18 protein-coding genes are annotated in these 19,601 nt (G+C 70.9%); 12 read left to right on the top strand and 6 right to left on the bottom strand.

The features are described 5' to 3' along the window. Window positions 1-22 precede the first annotated feature (22 nt). The 7 genes from couO to pgm all read left to right on the top strand — a co-directional run bounded on the left by couO (window position 23) and on the right by pgm (window position 6,509). A complete protein-coding gene (couO, locus tag OG230_RS02165; protein ID WP_328908421.1) occupies window positions 23-922 on the top strand; it encodes a 4-hydroxyphenyl-beta-ketoacyl-CoA hydrolase in 900 nt (299 codons plus the stop codon). A 139-nt stretch (window positions 923-1,061) separates the two neighbouring features. After that, on the top strand, window positions 1,062-2,063 hold the full coding sequence (locus OG230_RS02160; RefSeq protein WP_328908420.1) for a helix-turn-helix domain-containing protein: 1,002 nt from the start codon (window positions 1,062-1,064) through the stop codon (window positions 2,061-2,063). Window positions 2,064-2,133: 70 nt separating this feature from the next. Further along, window positions 2,134-2,751: a peptidase inhibitor family I36 protein gene (locus OG230_RS02155; RefSeq protein WP_328908419.1), complete on the top strand. Its 618-nt coding sequence runs from the start codon at window positions 2,134-2,136 to the stop codon at window positions 2,749-2,751. A 146-nt stretch (window positions 2,752-2,897) separates the two neighbouring features. Next, a complete protein-coding gene (locus tag OG230_RS02150) occupies window positions 2,898-3,404 on the top strand; it encodes a DUF1877 family protein (protein ID WP_328908418.1) in 507 nt (168 codons plus the stop codon). A 317-nt stretch (window positions 3,405-3,721) separates the two neighbouring features. Continuing rightward, on the top strand, window positions 3,722-3,895 hold the full coding sequence (locus tag OG230_RS02145) for a hypothetical protein (RefSeq protein ID WP_328908417.1): 174 nt from the start codon (window positions 3,722-3,724) through the stop codon (window positions 3,893-3,895). A gap of 360 nt (window positions 3,896-4,255) precedes the next feature. Continuing rightward, window positions 4,256-4,432, top strand: coding sequence for a hypothetical protein (locus OG230_RS02140; RefSeq protein WP_328908416.1), 177 nt, complete (start codon window positions 4,256-4,258; stop codon window positions 4,430-4,432). 430 nt (window positions 4,433-4,862) lie between these two features. Further along, the gene (gene pgm / locus OG230_RS02135) at window positions 4,863-6,509 is read left to right on the top strand and encodes a phosphoglucomutase (alpha-D-glucose-1,6-bisphosphate-dependent) (RefSeq protein WP_328908415.1); all 1,647 of its coding nucleotides are present in this window, start codon (window positions 4,863-4,865) and stop codon (window positions 6,507-6,509) included. 37 nt (window positions 6,510-6,546) lie between these two features. Here pgm and rho read toward each other — a convergent pair whose 3' ends face one another. The 5 genes from rho to mutA all read right to left on the bottom strand — a co-directional run bounded on the left by rho (window position 6,547) and on the right by mutA (window position 15,153). Continuing rightward, the gene (gene rho / locus OG230_RS02130; RefSeq protein ID WP_328908414.1) at window positions 6,547-7,683 is read right to left on the bottom strand and encodes a transcription termination factor Rho; all 1,137 of its coding nucleotides are present in this window, start codon (window positions 7,681-7,683) and stop codon (window positions 6,547-6,549) included. A 339-nt stretch (window positions 7,684-8,022) separates the two neighbouring features. Beyond that, window positions 8,023-9,684 carry an ABC-F family ATP-binding cassette domain-containing protein gene (locus tag OG230_RS02125; protein ID WP_328908413.1) on the bottom strand — a complete coding sequence of 554 codons (1,662 nt, stop codon included), beginning with the start codon at window positions 9,682-9,684 and terminating at the stop codon, window positions 8,023-8,025. 337 nt (window positions 9,685-10,021) lie between these two features. Then, complete coding sequence (meaB, locus tag OG230_RS02120; protein WP_328908412.1) at window positions 10,022-11,044, bottom strand: methylmalonyl Co-A mutase-associated GTPase MeaB; 1,023 nt, start codon at window positions 11,042-11,044, stop codon at window positions 10,022-10,024. A gap of 12 nt (window positions 11,045-11,056) precedes the next feature. Next, a complete protein-coding gene (scpA, locus tag OG230_RS02115; protein ID WP_328908411.1) occupies window positions 11,057-13,297 on the bottom strand; it encodes a methylmalonyl-CoA mutase in 2,241 nt (746 codons plus the stop codon). Continuing rightward, entirely contained in the window at window positions 13,297-15,153 is a 1,857-nt protein-coding gene (gene mutA, locus OG230_RS02110) for a methylmalonyl-CoA mutase small subunit (protein WP_328908410.1), read from the bottom strand. The genes scpA and mutA overlap by 1 nt, the downstream gene beginning before the upstream one ends. Window positions 15,154-15,474: 321 nt before the next feature. Here mutA and OG230_RS02105 point away from each other — a divergent pair, with 321 nt between their 5' ends. The 4 genes from OG230_RS02105 (at window position 15,475) to OG230_RS02090 (ending at window position 18,349) form a co-directional block, all read left to right on the top strand. Further along, window positions 15,475-16,272, top strand: coding sequence for a tyrosine-protein phosphatase (locus tag OG230_RS02105; RefSeq protein WP_328908409.1), 798 nt, complete (start codon window positions 15,475-15,477; stop codon window positions 16,270-16,272). 138 nt (window positions 16,273-16,410) lie between these two features. Then, on the top strand, window positions 16,411-17,346 hold the full coding sequence (locus tag OG230_RS02100; RefSeq protein WP_328908408.1) for a hypothetical protein: 936 nt from the start codon (window positions 16,411-16,413) through the stop codon (window positions 17,344-17,346). An 87-nt stretch (window positions 17,347-17,433) separates the two neighbouring features. After that, window positions 17,434-17,838 carry a J-domain-containing protein gene (locus OG230_RS02095; RefSeq protein ID WP_328908407.1) on the top strand — a complete coding sequence of 135 codons (405 nt, stop codon included), beginning with the start codon at window positions 17,434-17,436 and terminating at the stop codon, window positions 17,836-17,838. 31 nt (window positions 17,839-17,869) lie between these two features. Beyond that, entirely contained in the window at window positions 17,870-18,349 is a 480-nt protein-coding gene (locus OG230_RS02090) for a GNAT family N-acetyltransferase (RefSeq protein ID WP_328908406.1), read from the top strand. A 92-nt stretch (window positions 18,350-18,441) separates the two neighbouring features. Here OG230_RS02090 and OG230_RS02085 read toward each other — a convergent pair whose 3' ends face one another. Then, the gene (locus OG230_RS02085; protein ID WP_328908405.1) at window positions 18,442-18,828 is read right to left on the bottom strand and encodes a VOC family protein; all 387 of its coding nucleotides are present in this window, start codon (window positions 18,826-18,828) and stop codon (window positions 18,442-18,444) included. Window positions 18,829-19,044: 216 nt separating this feature from the next. On the opposite strand from OG230_RS02085, the gene OG230_RS02080 reads away from it, so the two are divergent. Further along, window positions 19,045-19,599: a DUF6328 family protein gene (locus OG230_RS02080; RefSeq protein WP_328908404.1), complete on the top strand. Its 555-nt coding sequence runs from the start codon at window positions 19,045-19,047 to the stop codon at window positions 19,597-19,599. The last annotated feature ends 2 nt before the right edge of the window (window positions 19,600-19,601 follow it).

The following is a 19,601-nucleotide window of genomic DNA, read 5'->3' as shown; positions in this document are numbered from 1 at the left end:
CCCCGCTACGCAAGGACCTCCCATGCCCGTCTACACGCCCCGGATCGACACCGCGGCCATCACCGCTCTCGACATGCACGCCCACGTCGAAGCGGACCACCACGGTCACCTCTCGCTCGACCAGGAGCTGATGGACGCCTCGGCGGAGTACTTCCGCGGCGACCACCACCGCACGCCCACCGTCGACGACCTCGCCGCCTACTACCGTGCCCGCGGCCTCGCCGCCGTCGTCTTCACCGTCGACGCGCGGACCGGTCTCGGCCACCCGCCCCTGTCCAGCGAGGAGATCGCCGAGCGGGCAGCCGCGCACAGCGATGTCCTCATCCCCTTCGGGTCGGTCGACCCGCACCGGGGGGAGGTGGCCGTCCGGCAGGCCCGCCGCCTCGTGGAGGAGTACGGCGTCCGGGGCTTCAAGTTCCACCCCGGCCTCCAGGCGTTCGCGCCCGACGATCCAGCCTTCCGCCCCCTGTGGGCCGCGCTGGAGGAACTCGGTGCCGTCGCACTGTTCCACACCGGTCAGACCGGGATCGGCGCCGGACTCCCCGGCGGACGCGGCATCAAACTGCGGTACTCCGATCCGCTGCTGCTCGACGACGTGGCCGCGGAGTTCCCCGGGCTGACCGTCGTGATGGCCCACCCGGCCGTGCCGTGGGTCGACGTCCAGATCTCCATCGCCACCCACAAGTCCAACGTGTACATCGACCTCTCCGGCTGGTCGCCGAAGTACTTCCCGCCGCAACTGGTCAGGCAGCTCAACGGCCCCCTGCGCCACAAGGTGCTCTTCGGGTCGGACTTCCCGGTCATCACCCCGGACCGGTGGTTCGCCGATCTGGCGAAGCTGGAGATCAAGGACGAGGTCAGGCCTCTCCTGCTGAAGGAGAACGCCCTGCGAGTCCTCGGCCTCCCGGCGGACCGCGTGTAGTCGCCTCGGCCGGATTCCGCCCCGGCGCGAGTTCTCGGCCACAGACCCCCGCACGGCCGAACGGGCGGCGTTGTGCACCGTGCACAACGCGCGCCACCGTGTGCGAGGCACACACGTGCCGCCCAGGGGGGAGAACCGAATGGCGTTCACGGAGTTCGACACGGTGCACTTACCGCAGGAGCAGCGGTTCGAGTGGTGGCGGGACGCCGTCTGGCAGGGGGTGGAGCCCACCTGGATCACCAGCGACTTCGCGGCCGACTTCGTGGCGAGCGTCGGCTCGCTCGACCTGGGGCGGCTCCAGCTGACGCAGATCACCTTTCCCGCGCTGCGGTCGGAACGCACGGCGGAGCTGATTCGGCGGTCGGACCCCGAGGTGTACGAACTCACCCTGATCCTCGAAGGGGTGATGGGCTTCTCGCAGGAGCGTCACACGACCCGGCTCCATGCGGGGGACATCACCCTCTGGACCTCGTCCCGGCCCTACAGGGGTGAGGCCGCGGGCGGCCCCACGTCCGGAGTCTCGCGCGCGCTCATTCTCCATGTGCCGCGCGCACTCGTCCCGCTGCCCGAGGCCAGGATCGCCCGCGTCCTCGCGCACGGCCTGCCGACGCACGACGGCATGGGCAGAGTGCTCGCGGACTTTCTCGGCTCGCTGCTGGCGGAGGCGCCGGCGCTCGACGAGCGGAGCCGCGTGCGCCTCGGCGACACGGTGCTCGGCCTGGCCACCGGCTTCCTCGCCCACCGGCTCGATGCGGAGGAGTGCCTGGCGCCGGAGACGCGTCACGAACTGCTGCTGGCACGGATCGACGTGTTCGTACGGGACAACCTGGCCGACCCGGCCCTGGCGCCCGGTGTGATCGCGGCGCGCCACCACATCTCCGTCCGGCTGCTGCATCAGCTCTTCCGGCTGCGCCAGGAGACCGTGGCCGCCTCGATACGCAGGCAGCGGCTGGAGAACTGCGCCGCCGACCTCGCCGAACCACGGCTGCGGACCCTGCCGGTGCACGACATCGCGGCACGGTGGGGCCTGGAGAACGCGGCGTCGTTCAGCCGGACGTTCCGTTCCTTCCACGGGACCACTCCGGGCGAGTACCGGCGCCGTGCGCTCGATGCCAAGGATCGCTGCGCGCGCGGCCAATGACCAGCAGCCTGTGCGGAAAGCAGAGTGGGGCCGTTCCCATGGGGGGAACTCCGACCGGAGGAGCAGTTACGTGAAACGGAACCAGCAGCGCATTCGGAGATTCGCCGGCGTGCGACGGGTCGTCATCGCCCTGATGGCGGCCTTGGCCGCATGCGGGGCCACGGCGGGTACCGCCGGAGCCGCAAGCGCCGACGACCGCGCACGCGTGGGCACCGTCGCCGCCCCGGACTTCTCCGCCCAGGCCGAAGCCGCCGGGCTGAGCAGGACCGAGGCCGCGTCACTCCAGGCGAGAGCCGACGCCGATGCGGCCAAGTGGGGCGGGACGCAGGTGGCCGCGAACAAGATCCGTGTGCCCGGGGGAGAGCTGATACTCGCGCTGCCCGGCGAGAAGCGTGCACGCGACCTCGGCGCGGCGGGCGGCGCCGGCGCCGCGGCGTCCTGTCCCTATACGTACGTGTGCGCCTACTCGGGGCCCGACTTCACCGGGACTGAGCTGCGCCTCTTCACCTGTGACTATCCCGTCCGCATCTACTGGTCCGGGACCGGTTCGTGGATCAACAACCAACGTGCCGCGCTGACGGCGAAGTTCTACGACGCCAACGGGTATCTCGGCTGGACCTCGCCGGGCGGCTACAGCGAGGACCGGTACGCGGACTGGACCTGGGTGTACTGGCTCAGCCCCTGCTGAAGCCCGCGCCCGGCCCGCCGTGATCGGTGCGCCGCTGACGGACTCATGGGAGCGAAGGACGGCCGACCCCGTTGTCAGTGCACGGAGATACGCTCCGAGCCGTGACGGCCCGAGCACGCCGGGCCACTCGGTACGAGGGGTGGGCCATGACCTTCCATATGCATCTGCGCGCCGTCGAGCACGCCGAGATCCGACATGATCACGCCTGGCTGGAGGAGTTCATGGGGGCGGCCTGGGACTGGGACGTCCGCCGGGCGGAGCACGACGCGGGTATCGCGGAGTCCATCGAGAAGGACTTCGGTTCCGTCCACGAACTCTACGAGGCGGCCGGCGGCCTCCCCGAGGGGCGGGACGGCACCTGGGAGCTGCCCGTCTTCGGCGGTGACGTCGTCCACCACACCCCGGCCGACAGGAAGCCGCCGTTCGTCCGCCTCGCACCGGAAGAGACGCGGCGGGCGGCGGCCTTTCTCACGGAGATCTCGTTCGACACCCTCTGGGAATCGGCGGGCCCGCGGCTCCGCGCCGCGTTCGGCCCGGGATGGGCGGACGAGGACGTCAAAGGCATCTACCACCAGCACCACACCGCCCTGCGCGGCTTCTACCACCGCACCTCGACCGCAGGAAGGGGCGTCGTCAAGGCGTTCTGGTACTGAGGACGGCTGGAGCTCCGGCTCCCGGCGGTGTCGGGTCCGGGGCGGGCTGCGAGCCGGTCGTGGTGTGCGTGTTTCAATTGCGACATTCAGGAAACGCCTACCGTATGGCGCAATTCGGATGCATGATGAGAAGCGAACGAGCCGGGCCCCGAGCCCTCGTACAGGATCGGCGGTGCGCACATGCGGCCGCTCGTCCGCCGGGCGGAGCGCAGCTGCCGCCCGCGCCGCGCGTCGTCTGAGCGTGGCACGACATCCCCGACACGAACGCAGCCGCACACGGCATTTTCGGCACCGGCCGAGGGAGGAACAGGCAAGAAATGGGAAGGCACGCGGAGCTCATCCGAGCCAAGGTCATGAGGGCGAAGGGCGCGATACTCAAGGCGGACGGCGCCGCCCTGGGGGACGAACAGCTCAAGGCGGAAGGCCGCCGCTACGAGGCCGCAGGCCGGACAGCGGAAGCGGAAGCGAGGGCCCGACGGACGTCCGGGTGAGTGGGCGTTCGCCGAGGAAGCCGGATGCGGGTGCCGGATGCACCCCGGTCAGTGCTCGGCCACGTAGACCGTGAACCATTCGCCGTCGCGCGGACGGTACCCGTACGTGTCCAGCAGGCCGTAGACCACCGCGGGCATGTGCGCCGCACCGTAGGCGACGGCCACGGTGATCGGCTCCTGCCACCGGTCTTCGTGTATCCGTGCCAGGGCGGCCAGTAACTGCGCGTCACGCCGTTCGAGCAGCGCGTGCTCCAGCTCGCTGTCCGCCAGCCACTCCGCACGGGCCGTGGACGGCAGGTCCTCGACGTCAGATCCGGATCGAGGAAGGCGCGTGGTCCGCGCAGCGCGAAGACCAGCCCCATGACCGGGGCCGAGAGCAGCAGCGGCCAGTACAGCCAGCGCGGCAGCTTGCGCAGTTCGTCCATCGCTTCGACCGCGCTCACGTCCGGGCACAGCACCGGTACTCCGGGCGGCAGTACGTTCGCCGAGGTCTGCTCCACCAGCCCGTTGCGGCGCCTTCGGGGCGCGAACCGGTAGGCCAGCAGCAGCATGGACGCCCGCCAGGACTTCCCCTTGATTCCTTCCAGCACGATCAGGTCGCATGCCGCGAGACGCCTCTGCACCCGGGCGTAGAACGCCGGGGACGCGACATGGACCATCGGGACGAGCACGAAGGTCAGCGGTGTGTCCTTCCGCCGCATCATGATCACGGCCGAGCGCACCGCGTAGCCGGACACGTCGAGCAGCTGCATGAGCCCCCGCCCCCACCCTTGTCCCGTACGGCCGAGGCCGTACCTCACTGTCGGGCTGCCGCGGGAACCGGTCAAGACCCGAAAGACAGGGCATTCCGGCCATGCCCGGCTGGAGGCCGCCGGGCCGGAGGGCAGAATCAGGCGGAACAGCTGTCGGCGGACCGTCACCGCGGCACCGGCAGCGGGAGACGGGCGACCGAGACCGAGGAGATCAGATGGTGCACGAACGGGCCGGACAGCCGGCACAGCCAGGAGATCTGGTGGACGTGGCACGGCTGGTGACGGCCTATTACGCCGTCCACCCCGACCCGGCGGAGGCCGGTCAGCGCGTCGCCTTCGGCACCTCGGGCCACCGCGGGAGCGCGCTCGCGGCCGGTTTCAACGAGGACCACATCGCCGCCACCACCCAGGCCATCTGCGACTACCGGACGCGCCAGGGCACCGACGGCCCGCTGTTCCTCGGCGCCGACACCCATGCGCTGTCCGAACCCGCCCGGGTGACCGCACTGGAGGTCCTGGCCGCCAACGGCGCCACGGTCCTGATCGACTCGGACGACGGCTACACCCCGACACCGGCCGTCTCGCACGCCATCCTGACGTACAACCGGAACCGCACCGACGGCCTCGCCGACGGAATCGTGGTGACCCCTTCGCACAACCCCCCGGGCGACGGCGGATTCAAGTACAACCCGCCGAACGGCGGGCCGGCCGGCTCGGACGCCACGTCGTGGATCCAGGACCGGGCCAACACCCTCATCGAGGGCGGGCTGAAGGAGGTCCGTCGTGTTCCGTACGCCCGGGCGCTGGCCGCCGACACGACGGGACGGCACGACTTCCTCTCCGGCTACGTGGACGACCTGCCCGCCGTCCTCGACCTGGACGCCGTCCGTGACGCGGGCATCCGCATCGGCGCGGACCCGCTCGGCGGTGCCTCGGTCGCCTACTGGGGGCGCATCGCGGAACGCCACCGCATCGACCTCACGGTGGTCAACCCGCTCGCCGACCCCACCTGGCGCTTCATGACGCTGGACTGGGACGGGAAGATCCGCATGGACTGCTCCTCCCCGTACGCCATGGCCTCACTGATCGCCCAGCGCGACGCGTACACCATCGCCACCGGGAACGACGCCGACGCCGACCGGCACGGCATCGTCACCCCCGACGGCGGGCTGATGAACCCGAACCACTATCTCGCCGTCGCCATTCGCTATCTGTACTCCCACCGCGACGGCTGGCCGGCGGGCACGGGCATCGGCAAGACCCTGGTCTCCTCCTCCATGATCGACCGGGTCGCCGCCGATCTCGGCCGCCCGCTGACGGAGGTGCCGGTGGGATTCAAGTGGTTCGTCGACGGGCTCTTCGACGGCAGTCTGGGCTTCGGGGGCGAGGAGTCGGCAGGAGCCTCGTTCCTGCGCCGCGACGGCCGCGTGTGGACCACGGACAAGGACGGCATCCTGCTCGCCCTGCTGGCCTCCGAAATCACTGCCGTCACGGGGTCCACCCCTTCCCAGCACTACGACGAGCTCACCGCGCGCTTCGGCGATCCCGCGTACGCCCGCGTCGACGCCCCCGCGACCCGTGAGGAGAAGGCGGTCCTGGCCGGGCTCTCCCCGGAGCAGGTCACCGCGGACACCCTGGCCGGTGAGCCCATCACGGCCGTCCTCACCGAGGCGCCCGGCAACGGCGCGGCCATCGGCGGCCTCAAGGTCTGCACCGACAGCGCCTGGTTCGCCGCCCGTCCCTCCGGCACCGAGGACGTCTACAAGGTCTACGCCGAGAGTTTCCAGGGCCCTGATCACCTGGCCGAGGTCCAGGACGAGGCCCGGGCACTGGTCTCCGCCGCGCTGAACGCCGCGGGATGACCCCACGCGCCGCGGCGCCCCGGAGGTGCCGCGGCGCTCAGGCGCCGGGAACGGTCTGGTGCACCTGCCGGAGGAAGGCGGCGTTGTCCGGGGTGCTGCGGATCTTGGCGAGCAGCGCTTCGGTGGTCTGCCCGTCCCTGGACCGCAGCGCGCGCCGCAGCCCCCGTACCGCCGCCGACTCCGGTGCGGACAGCAGCAGTTCCTCGCGGCGGGTGCCGGACGCCGCGATGTCGACGGCCGGGAACACCCGCTTCTCCGCGAGCGAGCGGTCCAGCCGGAGCTCCATGTTGCCGGTGCTCTTGAGCTCTTCGAAGAAGTAGTCGTCGGCCCGGGAACCGGTCTCCACGAGCGCGGTCGCCAGGATGGTCAGGGAACCGCCCTCCTCTGCCAGGCGCGCCGCGCCGAAGATCTGCTTGGGTCCCATGAGGGCCGAGGCGTCGACGCCGCCACTCAGTGTCCGGCCGCCCGCCCCCGCCGCGTTGTTGTGGGCCCGGCAGAGCCGGGTGAGGGAGTCGAGGAGGATCACCACGTCCCGGCCCTGCTCGACGAGGCGCTTGGCGCGTTCCACGGCGAGCTCGGCGAGGGCGATGTGCTCCTTCGCGGGCCGGTCGAAGGTGGAGGAGTACACCTCGCCCCGTACCGACCGGCGCATGTCCGTCACCTCTTCCGGACGTTCGTCCAGGAGGACCACCATCAGATGGCATTCCGGGTGGTTCGTGGCCACGGCTGCGGCGAGTTGCTGGAGGAGCACCGTCTTACCGGTACGGGGCGGCGCGACGATCAGTCCGCGCTGCCCCTTCCCGATCGGCGCGATCAGGTCGACGAGGCGTGTCGCGGGGCCGCCCGCCGGGGTCTCCAGACGGAGGCGCTCCCGGGGGTGCAGCGGGGTGAGGTCGCGGAAGTGCGGACGGGCCCGAAGCGCGTGCGGCTCAAGGCCGTTGACGCGGTCGACCCGGCTCAGGGCGCGGGGCTTGTCGCAGGTTCCTTCGACGACGTCGCCTCTGCGCAGGCCGTGACGGCGGATCAGGGAGGACGACACCTGGATGTCGCCGGGGGAGGTGTGGCCGCCGTCGGTGCGCAGGACACCGTTTCCGCTCTGCGCGGTGTCGAGGACACCGGCGGTGCGTACGGGCTCGTCCTGTTGGACGACGGGGCGTTCGAGTGTGCTGGTCATGAGAGAGGTCCTTTCGCGGACATGGCGAAATGGGAGTCCGGCGAACGGCGGAGGCGGTGGAATCACGCCCCGTACGCGGGAATGAGAGCCCGGGCCGGACGGAGAGAAACGAGAAGCTGGATCGCCGGTCGTGAAAGGACGGGCGCAACAGCGAGTGGAACGAGAACGGCACCGGCGCCCGGAACGAAGGGGCGTACACACGTGCCAATCGCACTGTAGCACGGTCCGCTGTAGGCGGTGGGTGAGGAAGGGCGCTGATCGACGGCCGATGCCGGGACGGGCGCACCCTGGCTGACTCCCTGGATGCCCCGCCCGCCCCGGCCTTCCCTCCCCGGTGTCTCAGTCGGCCTCGGGTGATTCGAGGAGCTCGCGGACCTCGTCGGCCGAGGTCTCCCGGAGCTCTTCCCCGAGGAACAGCCAGCGGGTGATGCCGACCGAGTCGAGGAACGCCAGATCGTGACTGGCGATCAGGAGCGCGCCCTCGTAGGAACCGAGCGCACTCGTCAGCTGCCGGACGCTGGCCAGGTCCAGGTTGTTCGTCGGCTCGTCCAGCATCAGCAGCTGGGGAGCCGGAGCTGCGAGCATCGTCGCGGCGAGTGCGGCACGGAAGCGTTCGCCGCCCGAGAGCGTGCCCGCGGTCTGTTCCGCGCGTGCCCCCTTGAACAGGAAGCGGGCGAGCTGGGCGCGGATGTGGTTGTCGGTGACGCCGGGAGCCATGCGGGCCACGTTCGCGGCGACGCTCAGCTCGTCGTCCAGCACGTCCAGCCGCTGCGGCAGGAACCGCAGGGGCACGTGTGTCCTGGCCTCCCCGGACAGCGGGGTGAGCTCTCCGGTGAGGGTGCGCAGGAGCGTGGTCTTGCCCGCTCCGTTGCGGCCGACCAGTGCGATGCGCTCGGGCCCCTGCACCTGCAGGGTGCCCTCGCGCAGCCTGCCGTACCCGGGGCGCAGCGCGTCCAGCCTCAGGACGGTGCGTCCGGTCGGTACGGCGGTGTGCGGAAGGTTCACCCGGATCTCGGCGTCGTCCCGGATCGCGTCCGCGGCCTCCTCACGCCGCTCGCGCGCCTCGCCGAGCCGGTCCTCCTGCACGCCGCGGAGTTTGTCCGCCGACTCCTGCGCGGACCGTTTGCGTTCGCCCGCGACGATGCGCGGAGCCCTGCGCTGGGCGTCCATCTTCTTGCTGTGCCGCTCGCGGCGGGCCACCTTGATCCGGGTCTCCTCCAGTTCGCGCTTCTGCCGGCGCACATCGGCCTCGGCGGCGCGCAGCATCCGCCCGGCCGCTTCCTGCTGGGTGGCCAGCGTCTCCTCGTAGACGGACCAGCCGCCTCCGTACCAGTTCACCGAACCCGAGCGCAGCTCGGCGATCCGGTCCACGCGCTCCAGCAGCTCACGGTCGTGGCTGACCACGACCAGCACACCGGAGCGCCAGGAGCCGACGGCTTCGTACAGCCGGCGGCGCGCGAACACGTCGAGGTTGTTGGTCGGCTCGTCGAGGAGCAGCACCTCTGGGCGCTCCAGCAGGAGAGCGGCCAGGCGCAGCAGTACGGTCTCGCCGCCCGACAGCTCGCCCACGGTGCGGTCGAGCCCGACCTCGCCGAGTCCGAGCGAGCCGAGGGTCGCCAGGGCCCGTTCCTCGACGTCCCAGTCGTCACCGACGGTCTCGAAATGGGCCTCGTCCACGTCTCCTGCCTCGATGGCGCGCAGCGCGGCGCGCCGCTCGGCGACGCCCAGGGCCTGGTCCACGCGCAGTGACGTGTCGAGGGTGATGTTCTGCGGGAGGTAGGCGACGCTGCCGGTGACGCTCACCGACCCCTGGGAGGGCTGCAGTCGGCCGGCCAGCAGCCGCAGCAGGGTGGATTTGCCCGAACCGTTCGTACCGACCAGACCGGTGCTGCCGCGGCCGATGCCGAGGGAGAGCCCGTCGAAGACGGGCGTGCCGTCCGGCCAGCGGAACGACAGGGAGGAGCAGGTCACGGCGGCGCTGGGCGCGATGGGATGGGTCATGTGGGTTCTCGCAGTCGCAGACGCAGGGATGGGGGCTTCGTATGCGAGCACCACGCGGCGACCGAACCGGGAAAAGGGGAGTGCGGACCTCCGAGAAGTGAGGACGGCCCAAGCACCGAGGTCGCATCCACGCAGGGTCACGGGCGGCAAGAAGCCGGCTACAGCGTGACGGGCGTACGGCGAGTGCCGTACGGCGCGATGATCGCGAACCTCAGATGCGCAACGTCCACCTCTATCGGAGACAACAGGACCCGACGACTGTACCTGAAGCGCGGAGACCGCGCAGGGGATATACCGCGAGCAGGGCCGGCCTCCTCGGAGGCCGGCCCTGCTCGGCTCAGGCGGTCGGGACCGTTCCGGGACCGGACCCGGACGGGCCGCCGCGGAACGCGCCGAGGATCTGCTCGGCGGCGAGTGTGGCCGTCAACTCGCCCTCGCGTACGAGCTGTTCGAGCGCCGGAGACAGCTCACGTACCGCCGGGTGGTTGCGCAGGCTGTCCAGCAGTTCGTCGCGCACCATCGCCCACGTCCAGTCGACCTGCTGCTCCCGGCGCTTCGCCGTCAGTCGGCCCGTGGAGTCGAGCAGGGTGCGGTGCTGTTCCAGCCGCTCCCACAGCGTGTCCAGGCCGCTCGACTCGCGGGCGCTGCAGGTGAGCACCGGGGGAGTCCAGGCGGCGTCCGCCGGATGCATGAGCCGCAGCGCGCCCGCCAGCTCGCGCGCCGCCGATCGTGCGTCGCGCTCGTGGGGGCCGTCGGCCTTGTTGACGGCGATGACGTCCGCCAGCTCCAGGACGCCCTTCTTGATGCCCTGGAGCTGATCGCCGGTCCTGGCCAGGGTGAGCAGCAGGAAGGTGTCGACCATGTTGGCGACCGCCGTCTCCGACTGGCCGACCCCGACCGTCTCCACCAGGACGACGTCGTAGCCGGCCGCCTCCATCACCACGATGGACTCGCGGGTGGCCTTGGCCACCCCGCCGAGCGTTCCCGCGCTCGGGGAGGGGCGTACGAACGCGCGGGCGTCCACGGCCAGCCGTTCCATCCTCGTCTTGTCGCCCAGGATGGAACCGCCGGTCCTGGTGGACGAGGGATCGACGGCCAGCACCGCGACCCGGTGCCCGAGGTCCGTGAGCATGGTGCCCAGCGCGTCGATGAAGGTGGACTTGCCCACACCGGGCACGCCGCTGATGCCGATGCGCCGCGCCCGGCCCGCATGCGGCAGCAGTCGGCTCAGCAACTGCTGTGCCAGGGCCCGGTGTTGGGGTCGGGTCGACTCGACGAGAGTGATGGCGCGCGCGATGTACGCCCGCTTCCCGTCGAGCACCCCCTCCGCATAGCTGTCGATGTCGATCGTGGGAGGCATCCGGTCAGCGGCTCACAGCTCGTGGCCGAGCGCGGCACCGAGCCGCGTGACCAGGTCGTGGGCCGCGTCGGGAATCACCGTGCCGGGCGGGAACACGGCGGTGGCGCCCGCCGTGTGCAGCGCCTCGATGTCCTGCGGCGGAATCACGCCGCCGACCACGATCATGATGTCCTCGCGCCCCTCGGCGGCCAGTTCCTCGCGGAGCGCCGGTACGAGGGTGAGGTGCCCGGCGGCCAGTGAGGAGACGCCCACGATGTGCACGTCCGCCTCGACCGCCTGCCGCGCCACCTCGCCCGGCGTCTGGAAGAGCGGGCCGACGTCGACGTCGAAGCCCAGGTCCGCGAAGGCCGTGGCGATCACCTTCTGGCCTCGGTCGTGTCCGTCCTGGCCCATCTTCGCGACGAGGATGCGCGGACGGCGGCCCTCCGCCTCCTCGAACGCGTCGACCAGCGTGCGCGTGCGGTCCACGGCGGGGGACTCTCCTGCCTCTTTGCGGTACACCCCGGAGATCGTACGGATCTGGCCCGAGTGCCTGCCGTACACCTTCTCCAGCGCGTCCGAGATCTCACCGACCGTGGCCATCGCGCGGGCCGCGTCGACCGCCAGCGCCAGCAGGTTTCCGTCGAGACCCGGACCGGGCTCCCGGCCGGCGGCGTCCGTGAGGGCCCGCAGCGCCTCCTGGCAGGCAGACTCGTCGCGCTCCTCGCGCAGCCGCCGCAGCTTCTCGATCTGCTGGGTGCGGACGGAGGAGTTGTCGACCTTGAGCACGTCGATCTTCTCGTCGGTCTCCACCCGGTACTTGTTGACCCCGATGACGGGCTGGCGCCCGGCGTCGATCCGCGCCTGCGTACGGGCCGCGGCCTCCTCGATCCGGAGCTTGGGGATGCCGGCGTCGATGGCCTTGGCCATACCGCCCGCCGCCTCGACCTCCTCGATGTGCTGCCAGGCCCGCTGCGCCAGGTCGTGCGTGAGCTTCTCCACGTACGCGCTGCCGCCCCACGGGTCGATGACCCGGCAGGTGCCCGACTCCTGCTGCAGCAGGAGCTGGGTGTTGCGGGCGATCCGCGCCGAGAAGTCCGTCGGCAGGGCGAGTGCCTCGTCCAGGGCGTTGGTGTGCAGCGACTGGGTGTGCCCCTGGGTGGCGGCCATCGCCTCCACGCAGGTCCTCGTGACGTTGTTGAACACGTCCTGCGCGGTCAGCGACCACCCGGAGGTCTGCGAATGGGTGCGCAGCGAGAGGGACTTGGCGTTCTTCGGCTCGAACTCCTTGACCAGCTTCGCCCACAGCAGCCGTGCCGCCCGGAGCTTCGCGATCTCCATGAAGAAGTTCATGCCGATCGCCCAGAAGAACGACAGGCGCGGAGCGAAGGCGTCGACGTCCAGTCCCGCGTCGCGTCCGGCCCGCAGATACTCCACCCCGTCGGCCAGCGTGTACGCGAGCTCCAGGTCGGCCGTCGCGCCGGCCTCCTGGATGTGGTAGCCGGAGATGGAGATCGAGTTGTACCGGGGCATCTTCTGCGAGGTGAACGCGAAGATGTCGGAGATGATCCGCATCGACGGACCCGGCGGGTAGATGTAGGTGTTGCGGACCATGAACTCCTTGAGGATGTCGTTCTGAATGGTCCCGGCGAGCTTCTCCGGCGGTACGCCCTGTTCCTCGGCGGCCACGATGTACAGCGCAAGGACGGGGAGCACCGCGCCGTTCATCGTCATGGACACCGACATCTTGTCCAGCGGGATGCCGTCGAAGAGCTGCCGCATGTCGTAGATCGAGTCGATGGCCACGCCCGCCATGCCGACGTCACCGGTCACCCGCGGGTGGTCGCTGTCGTAGCCGCGGTGGGTCGGCAGGTCGAAGGCGACCGAGAGTCCCTTCTGCCCGGCGGCGAGGTTGCGCCGGTAGAAGGCGTTGGACTCCTCGGCGGTGGAGAATCCCGCGTACTGCCGGATGGTCCACGGCTGATTGACGTACATCGTCGGATAGGGGCCACGCAGATACGGGGCGATGCCCGGGTACGTCCCGAGGAAGTCGAGACCCTCCACGTCCTCGTCCGTGTACAGGGGCTTGACCGCGATGCCTTCCGGTGTCTCCCAGAGGAGACCGTCGTCGGACAGACCGGTCGCCTCCTTCACCGCGCCGCGCCAGCGGTCGGCGGACGCCTCCGGGGCGTCGCCGCCGGACAGCGGGATCTCGGAGAAGTCGGGGACGGGGCTTCCCGCAGCGGTGCCGGGGGTGGTCCGGGGGTTCTGCATCACGCCACTCCCATGCGGTCGAGTACGGAGGAGAGGACGGCGACCACGTCGCAGCCGGCGAAGACGTAGCCGTCGACGCCGGTGTACTCGCCGGGGCGTCCCGCGAGGAACACCTGCTCGGCGCCGGCCGCCTTCAGTGCGGCGGCGACCGGTCCGGCCTGTTCGGCGTAGAGCGCGTCACTGGAACACAGGCACGCGACCGTCGCCCCACTGGCGGCGAAGGCGTCGGCGACCGTCGACGCGTCGACGGAGACGGGCTCGTGGACCGGCTCGATGCCGCCCGCCCGGAAGAGGTTCGACGCGAACGACGCCCGCGCCGTGTGCGTCGCGGCCGGGCCCAGCGCCGCGAGGAACACGGTGGGGCGGGTGCCCGAGGACGTCAGGTGGGCATCGGACCGGGTCCGCAGCGCCTCGTACGCCTCGTCCCTGCGGACCTTCGGCAGACCACCGCCCGGGGCAGCGGCGGCGGGCGCCTCACGCTCCACGAGGTGCTCGGCGAGGTTCGGGAACTCGCTGACCCCGGTGACGGGTTCCTTGCGACGCGCCAGGTTCCTGCTCCGGGCCGCCCAGGTGGCCGCGAGCCGCTCACCGGCCGCTCCGGAGCGCAGGGCGGCGGCCTGGCCGCCCGCCCGCTCGATCTCCTGGAAGAACTCCCAGGCCGCGGCGGCCAGTTCGGAGGTGAGCCGCTCCACGTACCAGGAGCCGCCCGCGGGGTCGATGACCCGCGCGAGGTGCGACTCCTCCATCAGGATCGTCGAGGTGTTGCGGGCGATGCGCCGCGCGAACGCGTCGGGCAGACCCAGCGCGTGGTCGAACGGCAGCACGGTCACGGAATCCGCACCGCCGACACCCGCCCCGAGGCAGGCCAGCGTGGTCCGCAGCATGTTCACCCAGGGATCGCGACGCGTCATCATGACCGACGAGGTCACGGCGTGCTGCCGCTGCGCGCCGGCGTCCGGGGAGCCGCACACCTCGGCGACCCGGGCCCAGAGCAGACGTGCGGCCCGCAGTTTGGCGATGGTCAGGAACTGGTCCGCGGTGGCCGCGAACCGGAACTCCAGCTGTGCGAACGCCGCCTCGACGGACAGTCCCGCCCCGGTCAGCGCCCGTATGTAGGCGACGCCGGTCGCCAGCGCGAAGCCCAGCTCCTCGGCGGCCGAGCCGCCCGCCTCGTGGTACGGCAACGCGTCCACGGAGAGTGCGCGCAGACCCGGGTACTCGCGGTCGCAGACCTGTGCCCAGCGGACAGCGGCGTCGAAGTCCGGCTCCGTGCCGGTACGCGCCGCGTGGCCCAGCGGGTCCGCGCCGAGGCTGCCGCGCACGGCCTCCTTCGGCACGCCCTGCGCCTCGTTGAGCCGCAGCAACTCCCGTACGGCGGGCTCGAATTCGCCGCCCGCGTCGAGTGCGACGGGGGCCAGGTCGAGAAGGACGCCGTCCAGGGCGCGGCCGAGACCGGAGGCCGGAATCCCGGCGGGCCCGCCCACGGTCAGCCACAGGGACGTGGCGCCGTTCTCCAGATCGGCGAGCACCGCCTCGTTCAGGCGCGCGGGGTCCGTCAGCGTGTGGCGCTGGCGCACGTCCCAGCCGCCCGTGGTGTTCCCTTCGGCCTTGCCGCCCCTGGTGAAGGGCGCGAAGCCGGGAAAACCGGTACCGGGCGCGGTGTCGTTCGAGGTGTACAGGGGGCGGGTGGTGAGCCCGTCCTCCAGTGCGGTGGACAGTGCTTCCTCAGCGGCCGTGCCCGAGACTTCCTTGCCCGACTTGCGGAGCACGCCTTCGACAAGGCGGTGCCACTGTTCGTGGGAAGGGTCAGGGAACTCGGCGGCCAGAGGGAGCCCGTCAGCAGGCAGGACCGTCATGCTCAGATGCTAGGGCAGGCATGTGAGCCGCAGCGGGGCACCGGCTGTGACCTTGCCCTCCCAGGGACGTACTTGATCCTTTACGGACCGTGGCGTATCCGGTGCGCCCGTGGCGCGGGGGCGGCATGACCCGGCCGCCGCGCTCAGCGAGGGCAACCGGCGCTGCGATGTCTATTATGTGGAAAGTCTTCCCATTCATCCCTGAGTATCCATGAATGACGGGCTCCTGGGAGGGTCCCGGCGTTTTCCTTTGTCGATTTTCGTACTGCATGCGACGTTGATCCTGGCTTATGCAGTTCGTCGGGAAAGAGGCAGATCATCGTGCAGACCGCCCGGGCCGTCCCGGCCTCCACCGTCTTCAATCTGCGCGACCTGGGTGGCATCGCCCTCGCGCACGATCGCCGAGTGCGGCAGGGGATCCTGCTGCGCTCGGGGCAGCTGAGCGACCTCGACACCGAGAACGACATGGCGGTGGCCGCGCTCGGCATCCGTACCGTCGTCGACCTGCGTACCGCCGACGAGCGGCAGTGGGCCCCCGACCGGCTGCCTTCGGGTGCCCGCCTCTTCGTCGCCGACGTCCTCGGGGACAAGCCCGGCGTCGCACCCGCCCGGATCAAGGCGCTGCTCTCCGACCCGGCAGGCGCGGAGGAGGTCCTCGGCGGTGGCAGGGCCGAGGACCTGTTCGCGGAGACGTACCGGCAGATGGTGCTCTCGCCGGGCGCCGCGGCTGCCTACCGGGCCTTTCTGGAGACGGTGGCCGATCCGCGGGCCAGGCCGGTCCTCTTCCACTGCACGGCGGGCAAGGACCGTACCGGCTGGGCCGCCGCGCTGGTCCTGCTGATCGCGGGCGCGTCGAGAGAGGCCGTGCGGGCGGAGTTCCTGGCCGTCAATCCGGCCGTCCGGGCCGCCTTCGCGCCGTACGTCCAGGGCTTCCTCGACGCGGGGGGCTCCCCGGAGATCGTCTCCGCGATCGTCGAGGTACGTCCGCGCTACCTGGACGCGGCGCTGGATGCCGTGGACGAGCGCTGGGGCGGGCTCGACGGCTACATACGGGACGGGCTGCGGCTGCCTGGGCCGGTGGTGGAGCGGCTGCGCGCCGACCTCGCCGTGCCCGCCTGACCCCGCACATGAACGCCGCCCCTCCCGGACTCGTCAGGGGTGGGGCGGAAAGGACGACACATCCGGCTTGACTTGATACCCCCAGGGGGTATGTTGATGGGTGTCGGAAGCAGACCCGTCATCTCTGGGGAGACCGCCATGAACACCGGACTGAAGATCACCGCCTTCGCCGCCGCACTCGCCGCGACCTTCGGCACCGCGTACGGGGTCGGCATGGGTGCCGACCCCGTGTTCGACGCCCCGTCGCAGCACGCGGGGCAGCAGCACCCCGGGCAGGGGAAGGAGCCGCAGAAGACCGACGGCGACGGTCACGGCGGGCATCAGGAGGGAGGTGGGACGGCGGAGAAGAGCGCGGCCAAGGCCGCCGCGGGCGGCCTGGAGATCTCCGAGGGCGGATACACCCTGGCGCTCGAAACTCCTACGGTCGCAGCCGGTGACCGCAGCGAGATCCGGTTCGCGATCAAGGACGACCACGGCGACAACGTCACCGACTACCGACGCGAGCACGGCAAGGAGCTCCACTTCATCGTGGCCTCGCGCGACCTCACGACCTTCCGCCATCTGCATCCTGTGCGGGAGGCCGACGGCACCTGGTCGACCGAGGTCGAACTGCCCGCGGCCGGCGGCTACCGCGCCTTCGCCGACTTCACTCCCCGGGGCGCGGGAGGCACCAACCACACGCTCGGTGCGGATCTGGCGGTGTCCGGGGACTTCCGGCCCGCGAAGATGCCGCCCGTCCGCGCCGTCGCCGAAGTCGACGGTTACCAAGTCGCCCTCGGCGGCGGGCTGCGCGCCGGCCGGTCCGGTGAACTCACCCTGACCGTCAGCAAGGACGGCAGGCCCGTCACCGATCTCCAGCCCTACCTCGGCGCGTTCGGGCACCTCGTGGCCCTGCGCTCCGGCGACCTCGCCTACCTCCACGTCCACCCCAACGAGGGCGGACCCGGCCCGGAGGTCTCGTTCACCGCGACGGCGCCCAGCGCCGGCACGTACCGGCTCTTCCTCGACTTCCAGCACGAGGGCAAGGTCCGCACCGCGTCGTTCACCGTCGAGGCCGCCGCGGCGGACCACTGAAGGACCGGATACCGCCTCTGGGTATCGTGAGGGAACCGGGTCCCGCACACGGTGATCAGGGGCCGGGAATCCTGAGAGGGGTGCATGGTGACCGAGCGCAAACCGCCGGGAGTCAGCTTCGAGTCGTGGGTGGACAAGCAGATCCGCGAAGCCGAGGAGCGTGGTGACGTCTCCCAGTTGCCCGGCTTCGGCAAGCCGCTCCCCGGCCTTGAGCGGCCGTACGACGAGGCGTGGTGGATCAAGGCGAAGATGCAGCGCGAGGGCATCTCGGTGCTCCCGCCGGCACTGGCCCTGCGGAAGCGGGCGGAGGACGCCGTCGAGGCGGTGTCCCGGGCCAGGACCGAGGCCGAGGTGCGGCGGATCCTGACCGAGGTGAACGAGGAGATCCACGAGGCGCTCCGGATGCCGCCGGAGGGGCCGCCGCTCAACCTCGGGCCCTTCGACATCGACGCCGCCGTCCGGGACTGGCGAGGCGCGCGGGACCAGGGCTGAGGGTGCGGGCCGCATAGGTAATACTCGCTCTATGAGATCAAGCGTTACGGAGTCGGGCGGCGGGGCCGTGACGGTCAGGCGGGCGACCGCGCGGGACGCCAAGCGGCTGACCCGCCTCGTCCGGACCTCGCGTGCGTACGAAGGTCCCTACGCCCCCATGGTCGAGGGCTACCGTCTCGGCCCCGACTACATCGAGACGCACCAGGTGTTCGTGGCCGCGGACACCGCCACCGACCGGGTGCTCGGCTTCTACGCGCTGGTCCTCTCGCCCCCCGAGCTGGACCTGATGTTCGTCGCCGACGAGGCCCAGGGGCTCGGCATCGGGCGCGTGCTCGCCGGACACCTGAAGGAGGAGGCGCGGCGTGCCGGTCTGACGGGCGTACGCATCGTCTCGCACCCGCCGGCCGAGGGTTTCTACCGCAGCATCGGCGCCGAACCTGCCGGAACCGTCCTGGCCAGTCCGCCCGCCGTGATGTGGGACCGGCCCGAGCTGATGCTCGCCATCGGCTGATCCGCCGGTGCGGAGACGGGGAGGGGCCCGGCCGGGCCCTGTCACGGGTCCGGCCGGGCCCCTGCGCTCACGATCGGCTCACGGCGTGCCGGCTACGACCAGCCGCCGTAGGGCACCGTCAGGATTTCCATGCCGTGGCCGTTCGGATCGGGGAAATACACGCCCCGTCCCCCGTCGTTGCGGTTGATCTCGCCGGGAACCTTCTGATGGGGATCCGCGTAGTACGGGATTCCCAGCTCCTGGATGCGGGCGAAGGCCGCGTCGAACTCCGCCTCCGAAATGAGGAAGGCGTAGTGCTGCGAGGTGATCGAATCGGCGGGAATGGCCGCGAAGTCGAGAGTGACGTCGTTCGCGAGGGACAGCGGGACGAAGGGGCCCCATCGCTCGCCGGCTTCCAGCCCCAGAATGCGCGCCAGGAAATCGGCGGATTCCTGATTGTCCCGGCAATGGACGATGGTGTGATTCAGCTTGATCGACACTGTGGAATGCCTCCTACAGGCATCTCACGGGCTACCTCCACGCCTCACCCGGCCGGTGACCGACGCGCGATGCCCTGCGGACGATCTTAAGCAGACATTCCCGTGCCGTCGAGGCGGCATGGCCGTATTCGGCCGGTTCGACGTGTGGTGCGGGGGCAGTCGAGTGCCACCATGGATTGCACCATGGAATGCGTGGCCCAGAGACGGAGGCATTCGGTGGCATCTACATCGAGCGGTGGCGACGACGGACCTGGTGACGAAAGCCCGCGCAGGACGACGGGCCGTGAGGAGACCCAGGAGGAGCGGGCCGACCGGCAGTGGAGCGAACTGCTCCAGGAATTGCGGGTGGCCCAGACCGGCGTACAGATCCTGTTCGGCTTTCTGCTCGCCGTGGTCTTCCAGCCCCGGTTCACCACGCTCTCGGACGCCGACCGCGCGATCTACGTGGTGACCGTCCTGCTGGGATCGGCGACGGTGGCCGCGCTGATCGGGCCGGTTTCCTACCATCGGCTGCTGACCGGGCGCCGGGTGAAGCCGCAGACGGTCGTCTGGGCCTCGCGGGTGACCGTCGTGGGGCTCGGGCTGCTGTTCTGCACGATGTGTTCGGCGCTGCTCCTCATCCTGAGGCTCGCGCTGCACAATTCGCTTGCCCTGTGGCTCGTGGGGGCCATGGCGCTGTGGTTCTTCGTGTGCTGGTTCGTGGTTCCGCTCCGGGCGCGGGCCCAGGGCACCGAGCCGCGGTCGCCCGAGGACTCCGGCGGGGACCGCTGATC

It is taken from the genome of Streptomyces sp. NBC_00234 (assembly GCF_036195325.1).
Lineage (GTDB): Bacteria > Actinomycetota > Actinomycetes > Streptomycetales > Streptomycetaceae > Streptomyces.
This window is presented reverse-complemented; position numbering and strand designations above follow the sequence as displayed.